Raw genomic sequence first — 18,776 nt, 5'->3', positions numbered from 1 at the left:
TATATTTTTTAAAAAGAAAGATTGAATCCGAAAGAAATAATTTTTGGTATTGGTTGTGAATATGGGCTACCAAAAGTTTCAGGGTCGAAATACCCATCGTAATCTGTTCCGAAAACAAATAGATTTCTTCCTTCTAGGTTAAAACTTAATCTTGAAACATTCATACTTTCTAAGTACTTACTTGGCACATTATATCCAAACTTTATACTGTTAACTCTTATGTATGAAATTTTATCTACCCAAATATCTAAATCTCTGAACGTATTACCTGAATCGTAAGTATGATACCAACTATAAACTAAGCCAGTATCAAAACCAGGTGTTGTACTTCCTATCAAAGCTGGGTAATTCCCTGTACCTGCTTGTAACACTTCTTTGTTAAAGTTATAGTTTGGACTTACTTGCGTTGGATGATACGAAGGTGTTCTTCTAACTGTTTGATTTAAGTTAAAGTTTGTAGCTATACTTAAACTGAAATCTTTATACTGAAATTTATTAATGAAACCTCCACTAAATTCAGGATCTCCATTACCTACATAGGTATATAAATTTCTATGCTCTTCTCTTGTTAATTGATTTCCATCAACTCCTTCTGATAAGTTATAAAAATCTACCGCTGTTACTTTCTTACCATCTTTCCAAAATAATGGCAACCCATTACTATCTAAACCTGCTGTTTTTATAGCAAAAACTGCATTAACCCCATATCCTAATAAAGAAGGTTTAAAATCATTATCTCTGGTTTGAATTTTTTCTACAGTATTTTTATTGTGAGAAATATTAAAGCTAGTTGTCCATGTAAAATCATCTTTTACAATATTTCTCGTATTTATAGCTAATTCAACTCCCTTATTACTTAACGTTGCCCAGTTTGTATTGATAAAGTTGAACCCAGACTCTAACGGTATAGCTTGTAAACCAATTAGATCAGTACTTTTACGATAGTAGTAATCTGCCGACACATATACTCTGTTATTAAACATCCCTAGATCAAATCCAACGTTTGATGAAACTGTTTTTTCCCAACGTAAGTCTTTGTTTGGAGCTGAAATAACATTAATTCCTTCTTCTGTTGTTCCTGGTAAAATAGTTACCTCGTCATAAAGACCTACAACGTAAGGAGAGGTAGATTTATCTATATTTCCTTGTACACCGTACGAACCTCTTATTTTAAATTCATCAATAGCATCCACATCAAAAAAGTCTTCTTTTGCTACGTTCCAAGATCCTGCTACAGACCATAATGGTAAGTATCTAAATTTTGGATTTACACCAAATAAATTAGAGCCATCATATCGTAAACTTCCGAAGATTGTGTACTTTCTGTCATAAGTGTACGAAGCTGTTCCGAAGAAAGAAGCATACGCGTTTTCATTAACTGTCTTTCTATATGGTTCAAACAATTTATTCTTCAATGCTCTTTCATCAGTTATTTGTACAGTACTTAATGTATTAGGATTAAAACCAAATCCTTTTGTATGAATCTCTGTACGCTTATCTTCTCTAAACTCAGTTCCTAACATTACATCAATCTCATGGATATTATTGATTGAAGTATTGTAATTTAATGTACTCTTCCAGTTGTATTGAAAAGCATCACTATTCCAGTTTTGAATTATACCTCCTTCTGGTAAGAAAAAAGCATTTTGTCCGTTATCATCTTGATATCTAGATCTAAACCTATATTTTCTTGTGTAATAACTTTCTTTGTCTGAAAATTTCTCTGTTTTATCAAAATCAAACTGCATCCCAAACTGCGTGTATAGTTTTAAGTTGCTGTTAAACTTATATGTAAGATCTATAATCGGTTTTATAGAATACGATGTTAGCTCTTGATTTGTATTTTGTCTTTCTTCTAAAGGGTTATATTTAAAACTTACACTTAAATCATACCTTTCAATTAAATCAGGATCATAATTAAAACTTCCATCTGCATTATATGGTGCAAAGTAAGGATTTACTCTTCTTGAATAATAAGCTGGGTTTGTGTAAGCGTCTGCTCCAGTAATATAAGATGTACTTTTATTTCTACTCGCAAAAACCGATACTCCTACATTTAACTTATCATTTACATCATAATCATTTTTAAACGTAAGGTTATATCTATTTAAACCAGTACCTTTTGTTGTTCCTTCTTCATCAAAATATCCTAAAGAGAAGTAATATCTTGATTTTTCACTGCCTCCTGAAAGAGTTAAGCCGTATTGTTGATTAATAGCTGCTTGGTACAACTTATTACCCCAATTAACATCTTGATTTCTTAAGTTATTAATTGCGTTTTGAGCTAATGGATTTATACTAGAAAATCCATTGTTTTGAAAATTATCGTATTCTCCATAAGCATCTAAAATACGAGCTACTTCTCCTCTGTTACTTTGGTAAGTTAAATCTGGTCTGCTCGCTAATCCTAACTCGAAATCAACTTTCTCACTAGCATTCATTAAGTTTAACTTATCAAAATCTGGTCGTAAGGTTAAAAAAGTACTTGCGTTGAAGTTAATTCTCATCGCTCCTTCTTTACCTTTTTTGGTCGTAATTACAATTACTCCGTTCGCTGCTCTTGCTCCATATATAGAAGTTGCAGAAGCGTCTTTTAATACGGTAATTTCTTCTATATCTTCTGGGTTAATTCCTGCTATAGGAAAAGACTTTAAATTGTCAATATTATCTTTATCTCTAAAATCTTTTGGAATATCATTTCCTTGTAAAGGAATTCCATCTAAAATCCACAAAGGATCTGAAGAACCGTTTAAAGTCGACGTTCCTCTAATTTGAATCTTAGCGGGAGCTCCTGGTGCTCCATTAGTAGGTTGTACAAGTACTCCTGAAATTTCCCCAGAAAGCATCTGGTCTATATTAGCTGTACCTGCACGCTTAACATCGTCTGTTTTAATTTTAGCAAATGAAGAAGTGATTTTTCTTTTCTCAATTTTTTGATATCCCATAACAATAACCTCTCCTAAAAGTTCTTCTTTCTCTTTTAAGGTTATAATCATGTTAGTGCTTCTATTTTCTACGTTTACTTTCTCTGTTTCAAAGCCTATATATGAGATTATAATATATTTTGTTTCCGCTGGTGCTTTGAATGAAAAATTTCCATCAAAATCAGTAGTTGTTCCAATCATTGAAGCTTGAATAACGCCATCAATATTGGTTTTATTTCCAATCATTTTTGTTGAAGCATAAATACTAACTCCTGGTAAAGTTTCATTTCTAGCTTCGTCGATAACTGTTCCACTTATTGTTTTTGTGTTCTGCGCAAAAACTGAAAAAGGTATAAGAAGCAGTAAGTAAATTATTTTTTTATTCATCATCCTAATTATTCAAATTATACTCAATTCTGGCTATTAAATCGTTGTAATGATTTTTAGTAGTCTTGTTTCCTTTCTTTCTTTTCTTTTTTAATAACTTTAAGATTCTTTCTAATTCTGCTCTTTTATTGGAACCAGCATCTGACACTCTTGGTATATAAGAAAAGTGTACATTTTTAAAGCTCTTTTCTGTATTGCTTAATGCTGTTTGTTTCGTCTTTTTTAATAAGGTGTTTCTATCTACAGTTAGTACATCTACATAATTTTTTTGGGTCATGCGATCTAACATGTCTAGCGGTTCGTTTTTAATTGTTTTTTTAAAAATGGCCTTGTAAAGTTGATCAAATAAATATTCTTCTGTAAAAATCTCTTCCGTGTTAGAGGCTAGCACCTTGTTTTCTGTAATACGCATTAACCTATCCGTTTCAACCAAGCGATAAATCATATTTGTTTGATATGCACGATGCATCGATATTGGAGAATAAAAGCGTTCTCCATCTGGTGCATCTCTTACAGGATATACTTTGTGAATTAACTCTGGAGTAAACAACCACTTTTGGGGTAATATAGCCTCATTTATTATGTATTCTAAGGCTTCTTTTTGCGTTTTAGCTGGCACTGGGACAAATGTGTCTTTATCATCACCGTAAATGGTATTGTTAATATACATCCCTCCAATATTAGCCATTACATGTCCACTGTATAACTGCCATTGGTCTATTACAGCTTTGTAAAGTTTTGCTGCTTTATAGTAATCTTCTCCCTCTTTTTCTGTCCAACTAATAATGTTTGGTACTATTCTTTTTAAGTTTTTTAGTCCATACTCACTTGCTTTAACTGCATTATTACCTAAGTCTTCACTTTGTGATCTTGGATCGATAACTTTGCTTTGCTGCGGTCCGTAAAAATACAATGGATCATTTTCGTGTTTTCTTATCCATTGATTTAATATTGGTAACTCTTCATGAGGTGTTTTTACATCTAACCATCGATATCCCCAGTTAATTGCATACTTATCATACACTCCTATTTTAGGACTAACTTCTGTTACCTTATCTCCAGGTTGAGCAACATAATTATACCGAGCATAATCCATTATAGAAGGTGCTGTTCCTCCCATTTTTTTGGTAAAACTCACTGATCTCAAGGAATCTACAGGGTAACTAAATGATGCTCCCATATTATGCTTTAACCCAAAAGTATGCCCTACTTCATGAGAGGATACAAATCTAATAGATTCCCCCATAATCTCATCTGAAAAAACATTTGCTCTTGCTTTAGGGTTTATAGGACCTGTTTGCACACGAATCCACTGATGCAGCCCTTTCATTAGGTTATGCCACCAAATGATATCCGATTCCAAAATCTCACCACTTCGTGGATCAACAATTGAAGGACCCATTGCATTTTGTCTTTCTGAAGCTACATAAGTAATTACAGAGTAACGAACATCGTCAATATCGAAATCTTTATCTTCTTTGGTTACTTCTTTAACAACCACAGCATCTTTAAATCCTGCTTGCTCAAAAGCTTTGTTCCAGTCGTATACTCCATTCTTTATGTATGGTATCCATTTTTTAGGAGTCGCAGGATCTATATAATACACTATTTGTTTTTTAGGAGTTACTACAGTCCCTTTTTTATATTTTTCAATATCCCCTTCTTTAGGTTCTAATCTCCAACGAGTGATTAAATCACGGTGTTCTACCTCATGCTGTCTATCGGAGTAATAATCCATAGGTTTACTAAAGTACCCTATTCTTTTATCTCCAAAACGAGGTTTCATTATATTTTTTGGTAACAAAACTATGTTTGTTGTCACACCTATAGACAATGGTAATGCAGCACTTTTACCTTCTTTTACAGAAGTTGTTAAAAGTGATTTTACGACAATGTTTCTCGAAAAAGTTTTCACTTTTTCTATCTTAGACAGCTTTGTTTTAATACTCCCTCCTAAACCAATATTCGATAACAAATCATTAAAACTCTTATCTTCCCCATTAAAAACTCTATTTACTTTGATGAGTACCGAGGTAGCATCTTCGTTTTCAGACTCTATTTTAAATTCTTCTATAATAGATTCTCCAAAATTCTCATGCACTGAAAGAGTTATAGCGTTATTCTTTGGTGAAGTTACTCTGGGGTTAATTGTTTTTACCCAAACTTTTTTTAAGACTGTATCTTTATAAAATCTAATTAATTTCGTTTCATAAGCCATTCCCTTGTTTAGTCCATGTCCATTAAGTGCATATGGAACTTGAGAAACTTTGTTAACTATTAAAAAGTCTTTTGACAATAATGAGTCTGGTATTTCAAAATAGATGTCTTCTTCTAATCTATAAATATTAAATACCCCTCTTTTTTTCTTTCCCTCTTTTTGTAGTTTCTTATAAGAAACCTTGCTTGTACTTTTAATAGTATCTTTTTCTTCTTTTTGTGCTACTACTACTGTAACAAAAAATAAGAAAAACAAGATTAGTACTTTTAAATTAATGTTCTTCATCTGAGAATACCTCTTCATAAATTAGTTGTGATTAAGAAGAAACCAAATGTAGCTCTGAAGTTGCTTTTTAAAAATTAAACTAGAGTGAAGTGTGTTATTAAAGGAGTGAATTTTATTATTTTGACAATAAAGGGAGATAACATTTAAAATCTTTATCTAAAACTTCCGTTTTAAATGAGGTTACATTATAAAATGCATAAAAATTACTTAAATAACCCAAACCAACACCATAACTTTTTTCTTTTTTGCCTTTTCTTGGGTTGTAATTATTACTTACCACTATTTTATCCTTTTCTATTAAAACATTAATAAAAAGAGGGTTCTTTTTTGTTATTTCATTATGCTTAATAGCATTTTCAATTAGTGTTTCTAATGCTAAAAATGGGATTTTCTTTAGCAAAGCTTCTCCTTCACTCTTGTCTGTAATACTTAAATTTATACTGTTATTAAATCTAATTTTTTGCAAAAAGAAATAATGCTCTAAAAAATGTAACTCTTCTTTAACTGTAGAAAAATTAGCTTCTCTATCTTTTAATAAATATCTATAAACTTCAGAAAGCTTTAGAACAAACTGTTGAGACATTGTTTTATCTAGCCCTATTAAAACATGTAAAGAGTTTAATGTGTTAAATAAAAAGTGGGGATTTAATTTTTTTCGTAGTTGACTGAGCTGCAATCGTGCATTTTTTTGTTGGTATTGCTCATTACTTATTGCCAATCGTTTTCTTTCTTGTTCGTATTGAAGTGTTCTTAAATGCTGACTTCTTAACTGACTACGCGAGAATCCTAAAATCAACATAAATGTTAGTAATGCTAATAAACTCATCCAAAGCAAGTACTGTTTTATGTTATTTATTGATTCTTTAATAAAAATATTTAATGGAAAGCTTGTTATTAAAATTAATTCAGAATTACCTACCTGTATAACATCATAATAACGCATAACCTCCAAATTCAAATATTCAGAAATTACAGCCACTTTAACTTGTTTTTTCTTTTTATAATCTTGCTGTTCATAATTTTTAAGTATCTGATTCAACGACACTTTATTAAAAAAAGAAGTCTCATGTTTTCCTATATACCCTATTTCAGGATGTAACATACAAACACCTTCATTATTCGTTAAAGTAACATACCCTCCTTTTCCACTATACTTTTGCGAAAAATAATTCCAGTATTTCAACAAGTTAATATCATAACCAAAAACAACGAAAGTACCATCTTGTAATTGGTGTTTGATTATTTTTCGGTAGTATGTTTTACCTCCCAAATTTAAAACTGTATCAAAAACTTGACTTTTATCTTCAAGAGATTTTACTCTTTCTAACACATTTTTACTAGTATCTATACTACCAAAAAAGTAAGAATCAAAAACCTCATTATCCTTTAAAAAGTAAACAAAGCTTACATCTATGTTTTCTTCAGAAAAAGCTAACTCACTATTAAAAAGCAATCTATTTTTAAGCTCACTTCTATCTAAATCAGCACTACTTTCAATAATTTTCTGAGTATCTACAATAAACTTATTAAAGTCGTTAAAGTCAAATTGCAAAATACTTTCCTTTTCCTTTGCATACTGCTTTATAACAACCTCTATCAAGCCTTCTGCTTCTGAAGTTATCTTATTAGTTATTAATCTATATCCAATAAAAAATAACACCATTAACAATACACCCACTAAAAGGTAATATTGATGCTTTCTTTTTTTTAACAGGAACTTCATAAAAACTAATTATCTAACCAGTTTTTAAAGTCTTTTATTCTTTGCGCGCTCACCAATAACATTTCCTCCACTTGCAAACTAGGTTGTAAGTCTATTTTTATACGATTGTTACTATATTTAGAAATGTTTTTAATTGCAGAATGCTGAATAATGTATTTCCTATTAATCTTGAAAAAATATTTTTCTGATAACTCTTCTTCTAAACTAGAAATTGTTCCGTCATAAAGGTAACTTTCACTATCAAAGGTAAACAAGAATAAGTATTTGCCTTGCGCCATAAAATAAGCTACATCTTCTCTTTGTATAGAAATTGATAAACTTCCTTTTGACACTAAAAAACGTTCTTTTTCTTTTTGATGCTGTATTCTACTATTCATTTGTAATAGTAATTGCTCTAGCTTATTGGTATATCCTTTATTTTCATGAAGGTTTATGTATTTTTCCATTGCTTTATTAAGTAACTCTTCATTATATGGTTTCAATAAGTAGTCTATAGCAAAAAACTGAAAAGACTTAATTGCATACTCATCAAAGGCTGTTGTAAAAATAATAGGAGTAGAAGTTTTTAGCTTTTCAAAAATTTCAAAACTATAACCATCACCAAGGTGAATATCACTTAAAATTAAATCACAAGTGTTTTCTTGAAGCCACAGAATTGAATCTTCAACACTTTCTAACCGCTTTTTTACAGAAATTGGATAAGGGCTTTTCTTTAATAAGTTTTCTAAAGAAGCTGCTGCTAAATCTTCATCTTCAATTATTACTACATTCAATATTTTCATTTACTTTATAGAGATTTAAGAGGGGGTCTCCAAAAGTATTAAATTATTTTTATCTTTAATTAAAAGTTATGTTTACGCTAACTTATAAACACTAACTAAAAAAGATACAACCTAAAAAAGAAATTAGTTTTAACATTTGTAGTAAAGCTTAACTACTACAACACCCTCTTCGCTTTAATAAAAGCTCGCTTCCAATAATTTTCATATAGTGAAGTAACAATAACGCCTTGCGATGTAGTAGAGTGAATAAATCGAATATCTCCATTATCCACCGATGTTACTAACCCAACGTGATTTACCCTACCTCTTTTTCTTGAGGTTTTAAAAAATAACAAGTCTCCTCTCTGAACTTCTCGTAAAGAAATATTTTCTCCTTGTACATACATTTGATGTGATGTTCTTGCAATAGGAACATTTCGTTGTTTAAATGATGTAAAAATTAATCCTGAGCAATCCATTCCTCTTTTCGTCATGCCTCCAAAACGATACGGAACACCTTTATAAGTAACCGCGGTCCATACAATTTTATCAGCAACGGTTACTTCTTCTTTTTTCGTTAGTATTTCATTAGTTTTAGTACTCTTAATTTCTACTTTTTTTGGAGTAACTTCTGAACCTCTTTTTTGATAAGTACTACTAATATTCTTTGATGATCCACAAGAAATCATTAGAAATGATATTGTACATATGAAGAAGACTTTTTTTATCATGCTTTTTTATTTTTTTAATCCAGCAACAATCAACTTTGCTGTTTTTTCAGAAGCTCCTTTCCCTCCTAATTTTTGCTCTAAATCAAAATATGACAAAAATAATTTCTGACGATGTTCTGATTCTAAAATACGTGTTAGTTCGTACTGTAAATTCTCTTTGGTAAAATCATTTTGTATCAACTCTTTTACTACTTCTCTATCCATTATTAAATTTACTAACGATATATATTTTAATGTTATTATTCGCTTAGCTATTTGATAGGAAATATTACTCCCTTTATAACACACTACCTGAGGTACTTTAAACAAAGCTGTCTCCAATGTTGCTGTTCCTGATGCTACCAAGGCAGCATGTGAAATACTTAACAAGTCATACGTTTTATTATTAATGAATTTTACATTGGCATCTCGAATAATTTCTTTATAAAACTCATACGATTGACTTGGTGCTCCAGCCACTACGAATTGATATTTAGGAAAATTATCTACCAATGAAAGCATCACCGATAACATTTTTGTTATTTCCTGCTTTCTACTTCCTGGTAACAGTGCTATAACCTCTTTATGCCCAAGATTATGTTCTTTCCTAAACTTTTCGATAGAAACTTGCTCTCTTCCTGCAATTCCATCAATTAAAGGATGTCCTACAAAACGAACATTATAACCATGCTTTTTGTAAAACTCTTTTTCAAATGGAAGAATTACAAACATTTGGTCGATATCTCGTTTAATATCTTTTACTCTACCTGCTCTACTTGCCCAAACTTGAGGTGAAATATAATAGTTAGTTCTAAAACCTTGCCTTTTTGCCCACTTAGCTATACGAAGGTTAAAACCTGAGTTATCAATAAAAATTATTACATCAGGATTAAATTGAGCAATATCTTTTTTACAAAAAGAAATCATTCCTAAAATCTTTCGTAAATTCATCAACACCTCAACAAAGCCCATAAAAGCACGCTCTTTATAATGCTTAACAAGTGTACCGCCAACTTCTTGCATTAGGTCACCTCCCCAAAAACGAATGTCTGCTTTCGGATCTTCCTTTAACAAGGCCTTCATCAAATTAGCTCCGTGCAAATCACCCGAAGCCTCACCTACAAGAATGTAATATTTCATGTATTAAAATTAGAAAAACTTTAAAAATGCTGTTAATAAAGCTACAGCAATTGTAGTTATTAATACTCCTCTTGCTCTATAATCTTGTTTTTTCTTTAAAAACACCCAAAAAACAAATAAGTTAGGTATTGCTGCCAGAGCTATTACAGAACCTAATACCCCTCCTTCTCTTATTTTAGAGATTGTTTCTGAAATACTAAATTCTGAAATGTACTCTAAATAAATAAAGAAGCCGCAAGTTGTTGCCAACAATGAGACTATGATTCCTATTAGTATTTCTTTTTTTATATGTCCCATGTGTGTAACTTTTGAATTGCGTGATGCGCTGTCATATCAAATTGAACAGGCACTACCGATATAAAACCATTTTCTAACGCCCAAATATCAGTATCTTGTCCTTTATCTCTATTAATAAACTCTCCTGAAAGCCAATAATACTCTTTTCCGAATGGGCTTTTACGTTTATCAAACGTTTCTTTCCAATAACCATTCGCTTGTCTACATATACGAACTCCTTTAATTTCGTCTTCTTTTAACTTCGGAATGTTTACATTTAAAATTACTCCATCAGGTAATCCGTTTAATAAAACATTTAACGCTATTTTTTCTATAAACTTACGTGCAGCTCTAAAATCAGCATGCCAATCAAAATCTAACAAAGAAAAACCTATTGCTGGAATTCCTTCAATACCAGCTTCAACAGCAGCACTCATGGTTCCTGAATAAATTACATTGATGGATGAATTGGATCCGTGATTAATTCCTGAAACACATAAATCAGGTGTACGATTTAAAATTTCATTTTTTGCCATTTTAACACAATCTGCTGGCGTACCAGAACAACTGTACTCAATTTGAGGACCTTCATCAATGGTAATAGGATTACAATGTAACACATTATTTACCGTAATAGCATGCCCCATTCCACTTTGTGGGCTATCAGGAGCCACCACTACTACATCCCCTATTTTATTCATAATTTCAATCAACATACGAATACCAGGAGCTGTAATTCCGTCATCATTCGTAACTAAAATCAAAGGTCTATCTTGCATAGTAAGTAAGTTTTACAACAAATGTAACATAAAAAATGGATTCTATTTTTAACATTTTGTAAAGACAGATTGGTTCATTTTATGTGTAAAATTGTGGTAATCAAACTCAAGCGTTATGGTACGGATTATTGTTTATGTTACAATTTTTGTTATTTCTTCTTTTTTTTCAATTATTTCAGCACAAAACGCCCCCACAAGACCATGTAATGAAATAGGTTATACCCAATTTGATTTTTGGGTCGGAAATTGGAATGTTTATAACACTGAAGGAAAATTAATTGGTCATAACAACGTTATAAAAATGCCTAATGCTTGTGCTATTCAAGAAAATTGGGATTCAAAAACATCTAAAAACAAAGGGACTAGCTACAATTATTACAATAAAAAAGATAATACTTGGAATCAGGTTTGGATTGATAACACTGGTTTTTCATTAGTTTTAAAAGGTAGTTTTAAAGATAATTCTATGACTTTAAAAAGTGATCTTATAAAAAATGATAAAGGCAATTATTACAACCAAATTACTTGGACAAAAAACAAAGATGGTTCTGTAACTCAAGTTTGGAATTTTCTAAATGAAGACCAGAAAAAGATTAAAGAAGTTTTTAGAGGCATTTATAAAAAGTAATAATGCTAAAAAATTGGCATTATTTTAGTAGCTTAGCAACACAACGACTCAACACAAATTAAAAAGACAGAAGGTTTTATGAAGACGAAGTTTATTATACCATTTTTAGCAATCACACTTTTATTTTCTAATTCTGTTAGTTCTAATACAGTTCCTAACAACGATCCAGAAAAAGATCGTGTAATTGTTTACGTTTTAAAAAATATTTTAAGTCGATACCATTACGTTCAAAAAAATCTAAACGACGATTTTTCTGAACATGTATATAATACATTTATCGATGGACTTGATCCTAGTAAACGTTATTTTACTCAAGAAGATTTAAAAGAATTCTCTCAATATAAGTATCAAATCGATAATCAACTAAGAGAATCTAACATTGATTTTTATAAGTTAGTATATCAGCGTTTTCTAGAAAAAATGGAGTCGGGTAAAAAGACCTATCGCTCTTTATTAAAACAACCTTTCAATTATAAAAAGAAAGAAACTATTGATATTGATTATGACAAAGTTCCGTATGCTAAAAACGAAACCGAATTAATCAACTACTGGAGAAAACAATTAAAGTTATCTATTTTAAGTAACATTGAAGATGCTGAAAACCAACAAAACGAAAAAGCTAAAAAGGATAAAAGTTTTAAAAAGAAAAGCTTTAAAGAACTAGAGGCTGAAGCAAGAAAGAAAGTCCTAAAAAATATGGACGATTTATACATGCGTATTGGTGAGCTTGAAAACTCTGATTGGTACTCTACATTTTTAAACAGTGTAGTTACTGGCTTTGATCCACACACAACCTACATGTCTCCACGAATTAAGACACGTTTCGATCAAGAAATGTCTGGTAAATTAGAAGGTATTGGAGCTCGTTTACAGAAAAAAGGAATTTACACACATATTGTTGAATTAATTTCTGGGGGTCCTGCATGGAAACAAGGTGAATTAGAAGCTGACGATATTATTTTAAAAGTTGCACAAGGTGATGAAGAGCCTTTAGATATTGTTGGAATGCGTTTAGATGACGCCATAAAATTTATCAAAGGGAAAAAAGGAACTGAGGTACGTTTAACTGTAAAGAAAAAGATTGATGGTTCTATTAAAGTAATCCCAATTATTAGAGATGTAGTTGAGCTTGAAGAAACTTTTGTAAAATCAAGTATTGTTGAAAAAAATGGTAAAAAATACGGGATTATTAATCTTCCTAGATTTTATATAGATTTTAATGACTTAAGCCGTAGAGATGCTGCTAAAGACATGGAAAAAGAGATTGAACGTTTAAAAGAAGAAGATGTTCAAGGTTTAATTGTTGATTTACGTGATAACGGTGGTGGATCATTAAAAACAGCTATTGAAATTGGTGGTTTATTCATCAATAAAGGCCCAATTGTTCAAGTAAAATACCGTGGTGAAGATCCTTTAGTAAAAGTAGATACTGACCCTAAAATTCAATGGGAAGGACCTTTAGTAGTAATGGTAAATGAATTTTCTGCTTCAGCTTCTGAAATTTTTGCTGCTGCAATGCAAGATTATAAACGTGGTGTTATTATTGGTGGTAAACAAACTTACGGTAAAGGAACTGTACAAAATGTATTACCTATAAACCGTTTTTATGAACAATACCCTAACGATTTAGGTGCTTTAAAAATGACCATTCAAAAGTTCTATAGAATTAATGGTGGATCTACTCAAATTGAAGGAGTTTATTCTGATATTTCTTTACCTACCCGATATAGCTATATGGATTTTGGAGAACGTGATTTAGATGGTGCTTTACCTTGGGATAAGGTACAACAAGCAAAATATACTGCTACGAATTCATACAGTAACTTTGCTGATGTAGTATACAACAGTAAGCAACGCGTAATGAATAACGAAAAGTTTAATAAAATAAACGATTATGCTAAGTGGTTAAAGAAAAATCAAGACGAAAGAGTTTATTCTTTAAACTATGATGCTTTTAAAAAGGAAAGTGAAGCTAAAACCAAAGAAGGAGAACAGTTTAAAGATATTTTTAAATTTGATTCTCATCTAACTTTTGTCTCTCCTAAATATGAGTTAAATTTATTTAAAAAAGATACTGTTTTAGAAGAAAAAAGAGTTGCATGGCATAAAAATCTTCAAAAAGACATTTATGTAAATGAAGCATTAAACGTTCTTAGCGAATTGAAAATGAACGATCATCATGTGGCTGTAAAACATTAAAAAAAATACACTTAAATAAAAAATAGCCTGAAGGCTATTTTTTATTTATTCATAGTAACTTTCATCCAAGATGTCACTTCAGATATAATAAGGTTTCTATATTCCATGAACCATTTAAACCCATTTATCAGAAGTTCTATTTCTTCCTTTTCAATTATTTGTTTTTTGTATAGTTTGGGGTGAGTTATATCATTTCTTCTCTTAGACATTTGCTTCAAGCATTTAAAATTATTATCTCCATAGTTTGGTTTTTCAATATTAAACACTTTAGATGATGTATTAAATGTGAATCTCAATAAAGATTCAAAGTTATAAAACCTTTGAGTTTTTCTTATTGATCCATCATTATTTAAAGAAACGTCTTCAGATGTTAATACTAGAAGTTCTTCGTAAGAAAGATTTACATTATCAATAGATAATTTTATTTTTATTAGTTCCCTAAAAACAAAAAGATCACTTTCTATGACTGAATAAAAATTTCTAACTAAAATCTTTCTATAAAACTGCTTATTTAAAAGATTTAAATTTAAAAAAGATTCCAAACTTTTTAACTCTTCATTATTTAAAGTTAGAAGGTTTATTGCATTATTTAAATCTTTCATTAACCTTTATAATAATTCAATTTTAACTACCAATCCTTCGTTGGCACGAACATTAAACACTGTTTCGTCTTCAAAAATTAAGTACTGCCCTTTAATTCCTACCAATTTACCTGTATACATTTCTTCTTTCTCTAAATTCAAACTTTTAGGTTTTTTAGGAAACTTTTCAACAGGAAAATTAATATTAGTTTCAGTATTATTCGCTATGTAGTATTCTTTCGCTTCATCAGGAATAAACTCTTGTAATCGCTCTCGCCACTCAACCAAGTTTTCATCTTTAATATCGTTCTTTAGCATGGTTCTCCAATTTGTTTTATCTGCTACATGCTCTTTTAAAGCCACCTCGGTAATTCCTGCTAAATAACGATTCGGTACCTCTACAATTTCAATAGCTTCATGCGCTCCTTGGTCAATCCAACGAGTTGGCACCTGTTGCTTTCTTGTTACTCCTACTTTTACATTACTTGAGTTTGCCAAATAAACAATATGTGGTTGTAACTGTACCTTTTTTTCATACTCCAAATCTCTGTCTTCTTCTCCTAAATGCGCTTTACTTAATTCAGGACGCATAATCCAATCTCCTGCAGTTGGGATTTCAAAAAAGCATTTTTTACAAAATCCTTGACGGTATATTTTCTTTTCTAAATGGCAATTTAAACACTCATAAGCAACAAAACCCAACCTCAATTCCTTATTCAATAACTGATTCATATTCAAAAAATCAGCTCCCATATCTAAATAGTATTGAACTGTATTTAAATTTTCGGTAGGCATTTTTTTTAAAACTCCTTGGTATTGCATGTCTTAAATTTTGTTACATTTAGCTTCACAAAATTACAGTAAAAAAATTGAATTAAGAGTTAATCTATGACGTTTCCATTTATAAATTCAATCATTTCTTGGTTCTTAAAAAAGCGTAAACATCAAGTAGAGCTATTTTTAAAATACCCTATTGATGTTCAAAATGAGCTATTACTAAAACTTATAAGTGCCGCTAAGAATACTGAGTTTGGGAAACAACAAAATTTCTCTTCAATTAAAAGTTATACTGACTTTGCCAACAATGTTCCCATTCAACGTTATGAAAGTATTGAACCACTTATTGAGCGTTGTAGAAAAGGGGAACAAAATTTATTTTGGCCTACGCCTATACGTTGGTTTGCTAAATCAAGTGGTACTACCAATGCAAAAAGCAAGTTTATTCCTGTAAGTGATGAAGCTATTGAATACTGTCATTTCAAAGCAGGAAAAGACATGTTATGTTTATACATTAATAACAATGAAAATGCTAAACTTTTCACTGGTAAAGGACTTCGCTTAGGAGGTAGTTCTGCTGTATACGAAGATAACAATACTTACTTTGGTGATTTATCTGCTATCATTATTGAAAACATGCCTTTTTGGGCAGATTTTAGCTCTGCTCCAAGACAAGAAACAGCATTAATGAGTGAATGGGAAACAAAAATGGAAGCTATTATTAATGAAACCATTCATGAAAATATTACAAGCTTAGTTGGTGTTCCTTCTTGGATGTTAGTTTTATTAAATAGAGTATTAGAAAAAACAGGGAAGGATAACATTTTAGAGGTTTGGCCTAATCTGGAGGTTTATTTTCATGGGGGAATAAACTTCAACCCATATAGAGAACAGTATAAGAAACTCATTCCAAGAGACGACTTTAAATATTATGAGACCTATAATGCATCAGAAGGTTTTTTCGCCATTCAAGACCGAAATGATTCTGATGAAATGCTATTAATGTTAGACTACGGAATTTTTTATGAGTTTATTCCAATGAGCGAATACAACGGAGAAAACTCTAAGGCTATTCCTCTTTCTGAAGTAGAAAAAGGTGTTAATTATGCCATTGTTATTACTACGAATGGTGGCTTATGGCGTTATTTGATTGGAGATACTATTAAGTTTACCTCAACCGATCCTTATCGTATAAAAATTACTGGACGTACTAAACATCATATTAATGTTTTTGGCGAAGAGTTAATTATTGAAAATGCTGAAGATGCTTTAAAAGTAGCGAGTGATAAAACCAACTGTGAAATTAAAGAATATACTGTTGGCCCTATTTTTATGAATGGTAAAGAAAATGGAGCTCATGAATGGGTTATTGAATTTAAAAAACCTCCTAAAGACCTTGTCTTTTTTACTGAAGAGTTAGACAATGCTTTAAAAAATTGTAATTCTGACTATGAGGCTAAACGTTATAATAATATGACTTTAGCAATGCCTAAAATACATCAAGCCCGTAAAGGTTTATTTTATGACTGGATGAAAGAAAAAGGAAAATTAGGTGGACAACATAAAATTCCTCGTTTATCTAATAGTCGTGATTTTGTTGAAGAGCTTTTGAAATTATAAACATACTACTCTGTTTTAATCTTAATAGGTAATTGGTATTTTGTTACTACAGGAATTCCTCTTTTTGTGGCTGGATTAATGATTGGTAATTTTTCTAGTGTTAGTTTTATAATACTATCTAATTCTGGTAATTGATCGGTAACTTCGTCGGAAGCTATAACTTTTCCTAAAACAAACTTTCCATCCTTATTAATTAAAACATCAATTAACACCTCTTCATCTAAGCTATTTTTAGTAACAAAATTATATTGTTGTAAACTCTCCGTTATTCTTTTATAAATCTCTTCTCTAAAACAATTAATTCTCGCTTCATTAAACAGGTTTTTACACTTATCAAAAGATGGAAACTCATCTACTTTTGTATAGTCTACAATAGTATCTACAGTCTTTCCTTTATCTTTTTTTGAATATGAAAAGAAGTCGCAGGAAGAACATAGTAAAGCACAAAGTAAAAAAGCTACATAGCGAAAACTCATCTTATTGATTTTAAGATGAATATACAAAATTAAATACTATTGTAAAATCTCTCCCTGTAAGAAATAGTACTTTTTAATTTCTTTTAATCTTTCTTTTGCATGTTTTGTTAATACTGAATCTTTTTTTTCAAAACGATTTACATAATCTTTGTAATGCTTATAAGCTATTCTTTTATCCTTGTAATAATCTTCACTAGTTTTAGCTAGTTGATACAAGGCTTTATAGTTTTTCCTATTCTCTTCAAAAGCTCTTTTATAAGACTTTACCTCTTCTTTAGGATTACCTAATTCTTTGTACACTCTAGCTAGTTGGTAATACTCAACGTCTCTTGGTTCTTTACCCGCAAAAGTTGCCACCATATAATCTAGCTGAGCTTTATAAAACTTTTTCCTTTCAAAATTGATGTCTCCTAAGTAGGTATACGCCTTAAAATCTGACCTATCAATTCTTATAGCTTTATTAAAGTACTTTTTTGCTTCGTCATATTTCTTTAGGTTAAAATAACAGCGCCCTAGCATTTTTTGTGTGTAATGTTCGTTAGGCTCTAGAGTATCTATTCTTTGTAAATATTGAATAGCTTCAGTAAACTTCTCTTCTCTATATAAATTATTAATTTTCAACTTATTTAAGTTGATATGATTTGGGTTCACTACCAAACCTCTATTTACAAAAATATTTACTGAATCTTTGTCTCTTAATAAGGTATAAGCTAATGCTAAGTGATGAATAGATTTAATGTGAGTTGTGTCATTTTTATAAGCCTCTAAAAAACTATTTATTTTTAGATTTCGTTTTTTCAACATTCCATAAGCAATTCCCAATCGATAATGATAATTTGCATTTGTACTATCTTGATTAATAATGTTTTTAAAAGTATCTATTGCTTTGGCTGGTTGCTTTGTTTGTGCATACAATTTTCCTAGTTGATACTGAATAAGTAAGTTTTCAGCATCTTTAGTTACAATACCTTCATAAACATCAATAGCTTTTTGTAGTTTTTTCTCTTTTTTATATGCTTTTGCTAACTTTACTTTGACTGAATAATCATCTTTTAACTCCAATGCCTTTTCATAATATAAAGAAGCCTTTTTATAATTATCTATTGAGGCATAAATTGATGCTACTTTTGAAGTTGACTGAAAAGTAGCATCTAACTCATGTAACTTTATCAATGCTGTTTGATAGCGGCCTATATTCACTAAACTATCAATAGTTTTAAAAGTCGAAACTTGTGCTTCGACTTTTAAAACTCCTATTACAAAAACAATAAGTAAAATTTTATTTCTCACGT

General features: G+C 30.5%; 15 protein-coding genes. 3 read left to right on the top strand and 12 right to left on the bottom strand.

Annotated features, from left to right (window positions below; genetic code table 11):
* Window positions 1–8: 8 nt before the first annotated feature.
* The 8 genes from D6T69_RS05420 to surE all read right to left on the bottom strand — a co-directional run bounded on the left by D6T69_RS05420 (window position 9) and on the right by surE (window position 11,203).
* Window positions 9–3,311 (bottom strand): SusC/RagA family TonB-linked outer membrane protein, encoded by a 3,303-nt coding sequence (locus D6T69_RS05420; protein WP_125066804.1) that lies wholly within the window; start codon window positions 3,309–3,311, stop codon window positions 9–11.
* 4 nt (window positions 3,312–3,315) lie between these two features.
* Window positions 3,316–5,814 (bottom strand): zinc-dependent metalloprotease, encoded by a 2,499-nt coding sequence (locus tag D6T69_RS05415; RefSeq protein ID WP_240628372.1) that lies wholly within the window; start codon window positions 5,812–5,814, stop codon window positions 3,316–3,318.
* A 115-nt stretch (window positions 5,815–5,929) separates the two neighbouring features.
* The gene (locus D6T69_RS05410) at window positions 5,930–7,537 is read right to left on the bottom strand and encodes a sensor histidine kinase (protein ID WP_125066802.1); all 1,608 of its coding nucleotides are present in this window, start codon (window positions 7,535–7,537) and stop codon (window positions 5,930–5,932) included.
* A gap of 5 nt (window positions 7,538–7,542) precedes the next feature.
* Window positions 7,543–8,319 carry a LytR/AlgR family response regulator transcription factor gene (locus D6T69_RS05405; protein ID WP_240628371.1) on the bottom strand — a complete coding sequence of 259 codons (777 nt, stop codon included), beginning with the start codon at window positions 8,317–8,319 and terminating at the stop codon, window positions 7,543–7,545.
* Between the two features lie 155 nt (window positions 8,320–8,474).
* Window positions 8,475–9,029, bottom strand: coding sequence for a C40 family peptidase (locus D6T69_RS05400; RefSeq protein WP_125066801.1), 555 nt, complete (start codon window positions 9,027–9,029; stop codon window positions 8,475–8,477).
* 6 nt (window positions 9,030–9,035) lie between these two features.
* Window positions 9,036–10,148 carry a lipid-A-disaccharide synthase gene (gene lpxB, locus D6T69_RS05395; protein ID WP_125066800.1) on the bottom strand — a complete coding sequence of 371 codons (1,113 nt, stop codon included), beginning with the start codon at window positions 10,146–10,148 and terminating at the stop codon, window positions 9,036–9,038.
* A 9-nt stretch (window positions 10,149–10,157) separates the two neighbouring features.
* Window positions 10,158–10,445, bottom strand: a complete 288-nt coding sequence (locus tag D6T69_RS05390; protein ID WP_125066799.1) for a hypothetical protein — start codon at window positions 10,443–10,445, stop codon at window positions 10,158–10,160.
* Complete coding sequence (gene surE / locus D6T69_RS05385) at window positions 10,433–11,203, bottom strand: 5'/3'-nucleotidase SurE (RefSeq protein WP_047790531.1); 771 nt, start codon at window positions 11,201–11,203, stop codon at window positions 10,433–10,435. The genes D6T69_RS05390 and surE overlap by 13 nt, the downstream gene beginning before the upstream one ends.
* Before the next feature lie 115 nt (window positions 11,204–11,318).
* Here surE and D6T69_RS05380 point away from each other — a divergent pair, with 115 nt between their 5' ends.
* Together D6T69_RS05380 and D6T69_RS05375 are read left to right on the top strand one after the other, a co-directional pair.
* Window positions 11,319–11,831, top strand: a complete 513-nt coding sequence (locus D6T69_RS05380) for a hypothetical protein (RefSeq protein ID WP_125066798.1) — start codon at window positions 11,319–11,321, stop codon at window positions 11,829–11,831.
* Window positions 11,832–11,909: 78 nt separating this feature from the next.
* A complete protein-coding gene (locus D6T69_RS05375) occupies window positions 11,910–14,030 on the top strand; it encodes a carboxy terminal-processing peptidase (protein ID WP_125066797.1) in 2,121 nt (706 codons plus the stop codon).
* A gap of 41 nt (window positions 14,031–14,071) precedes the next feature.
* Here D6T69_RS05375 and D6T69_RS05370 read toward each other — a convergent pair whose 3' ends face one another.
* Both D6T69_RS05370 and D6T69_RS05365 read right to left on the bottom strand, forming a co-directional pair.
* The gene (locus D6T69_RS05370) at window positions 14,072–14,632 is read right to left on the bottom strand and encodes a hypothetical protein (RefSeq protein ID WP_125066796.1); all 561 of its coding nucleotides are present in this window, start codon (window positions 14,630–14,632) and stop codon (window positions 14,072–14,074) included.
* A 6-nt stretch (window positions 14,633–14,638) separates the two neighbouring features.
* A complete protein-coding gene (locus D6T69_RS05365; protein WP_125066795.1) occupies window positions 14,639–15,433 on the bottom strand; it encodes a DUF2797 domain-containing protein in 795 nt (264 codons plus the stop codon).
* 66 nt (window positions 15,434–15,499) lie between these two features.
* On the opposite strand from D6T69_RS05365, the gene D6T69_RS05360 reads away from it, so the two are divergent.
* Window positions 15,500–17,008 (top strand): GH3 auxin-responsive promoter family protein, encoded by a 1,509-nt coding sequence (locus D6T69_RS05360; protein WP_125066794.1) that lies wholly within the window; start codon window positions 15,500–15,502, stop codon window positions 17,006–17,008.
* 5 nt (window positions 17,009–17,013) lie between these two features.
* Here the strand turns inward: D6T69_RS05360 and D6T69_RS05355 are convergent, their stop codons facing one another.
* On the bottom strand, window positions 17,014–17,484 hold the full coding sequence (locus D6T69_RS05355; RefSeq protein WP_125066793.1) for a hypothetical protein: 471 nt from the start codon (window positions 17,482–17,484) through the stop codon (window positions 17,014–17,016).
* Between the two features lie 36 nt (window positions 17,485–17,520).
* Window positions 17,521–18,774, bottom strand: a complete 1,254-nt coding sequence (locus tag D6T69_RS05350; protein WP_125066792.1) for a tetratricopeptide repeat protein — start codon at window positions 18,772–18,774, stop codon at window positions 17,521–17,523.
* Window positions 18,775–18,776: the final 2 nt, after the last annotated feature.

The sequence above is a fragment of the Tenacibaculum singaporense genome (genome assembly GCF_003867015.1).
Taxonomy (GTDB): Bacteria; Bacteroidota; Bacteroidia; order Flavobacteriales; family Flavobacteriaceae; genus Polaribacter; species Polaribacter singaporensis.
This window is presented reverse-complemented; position numbering and strand designations above follow the sequence as displayed.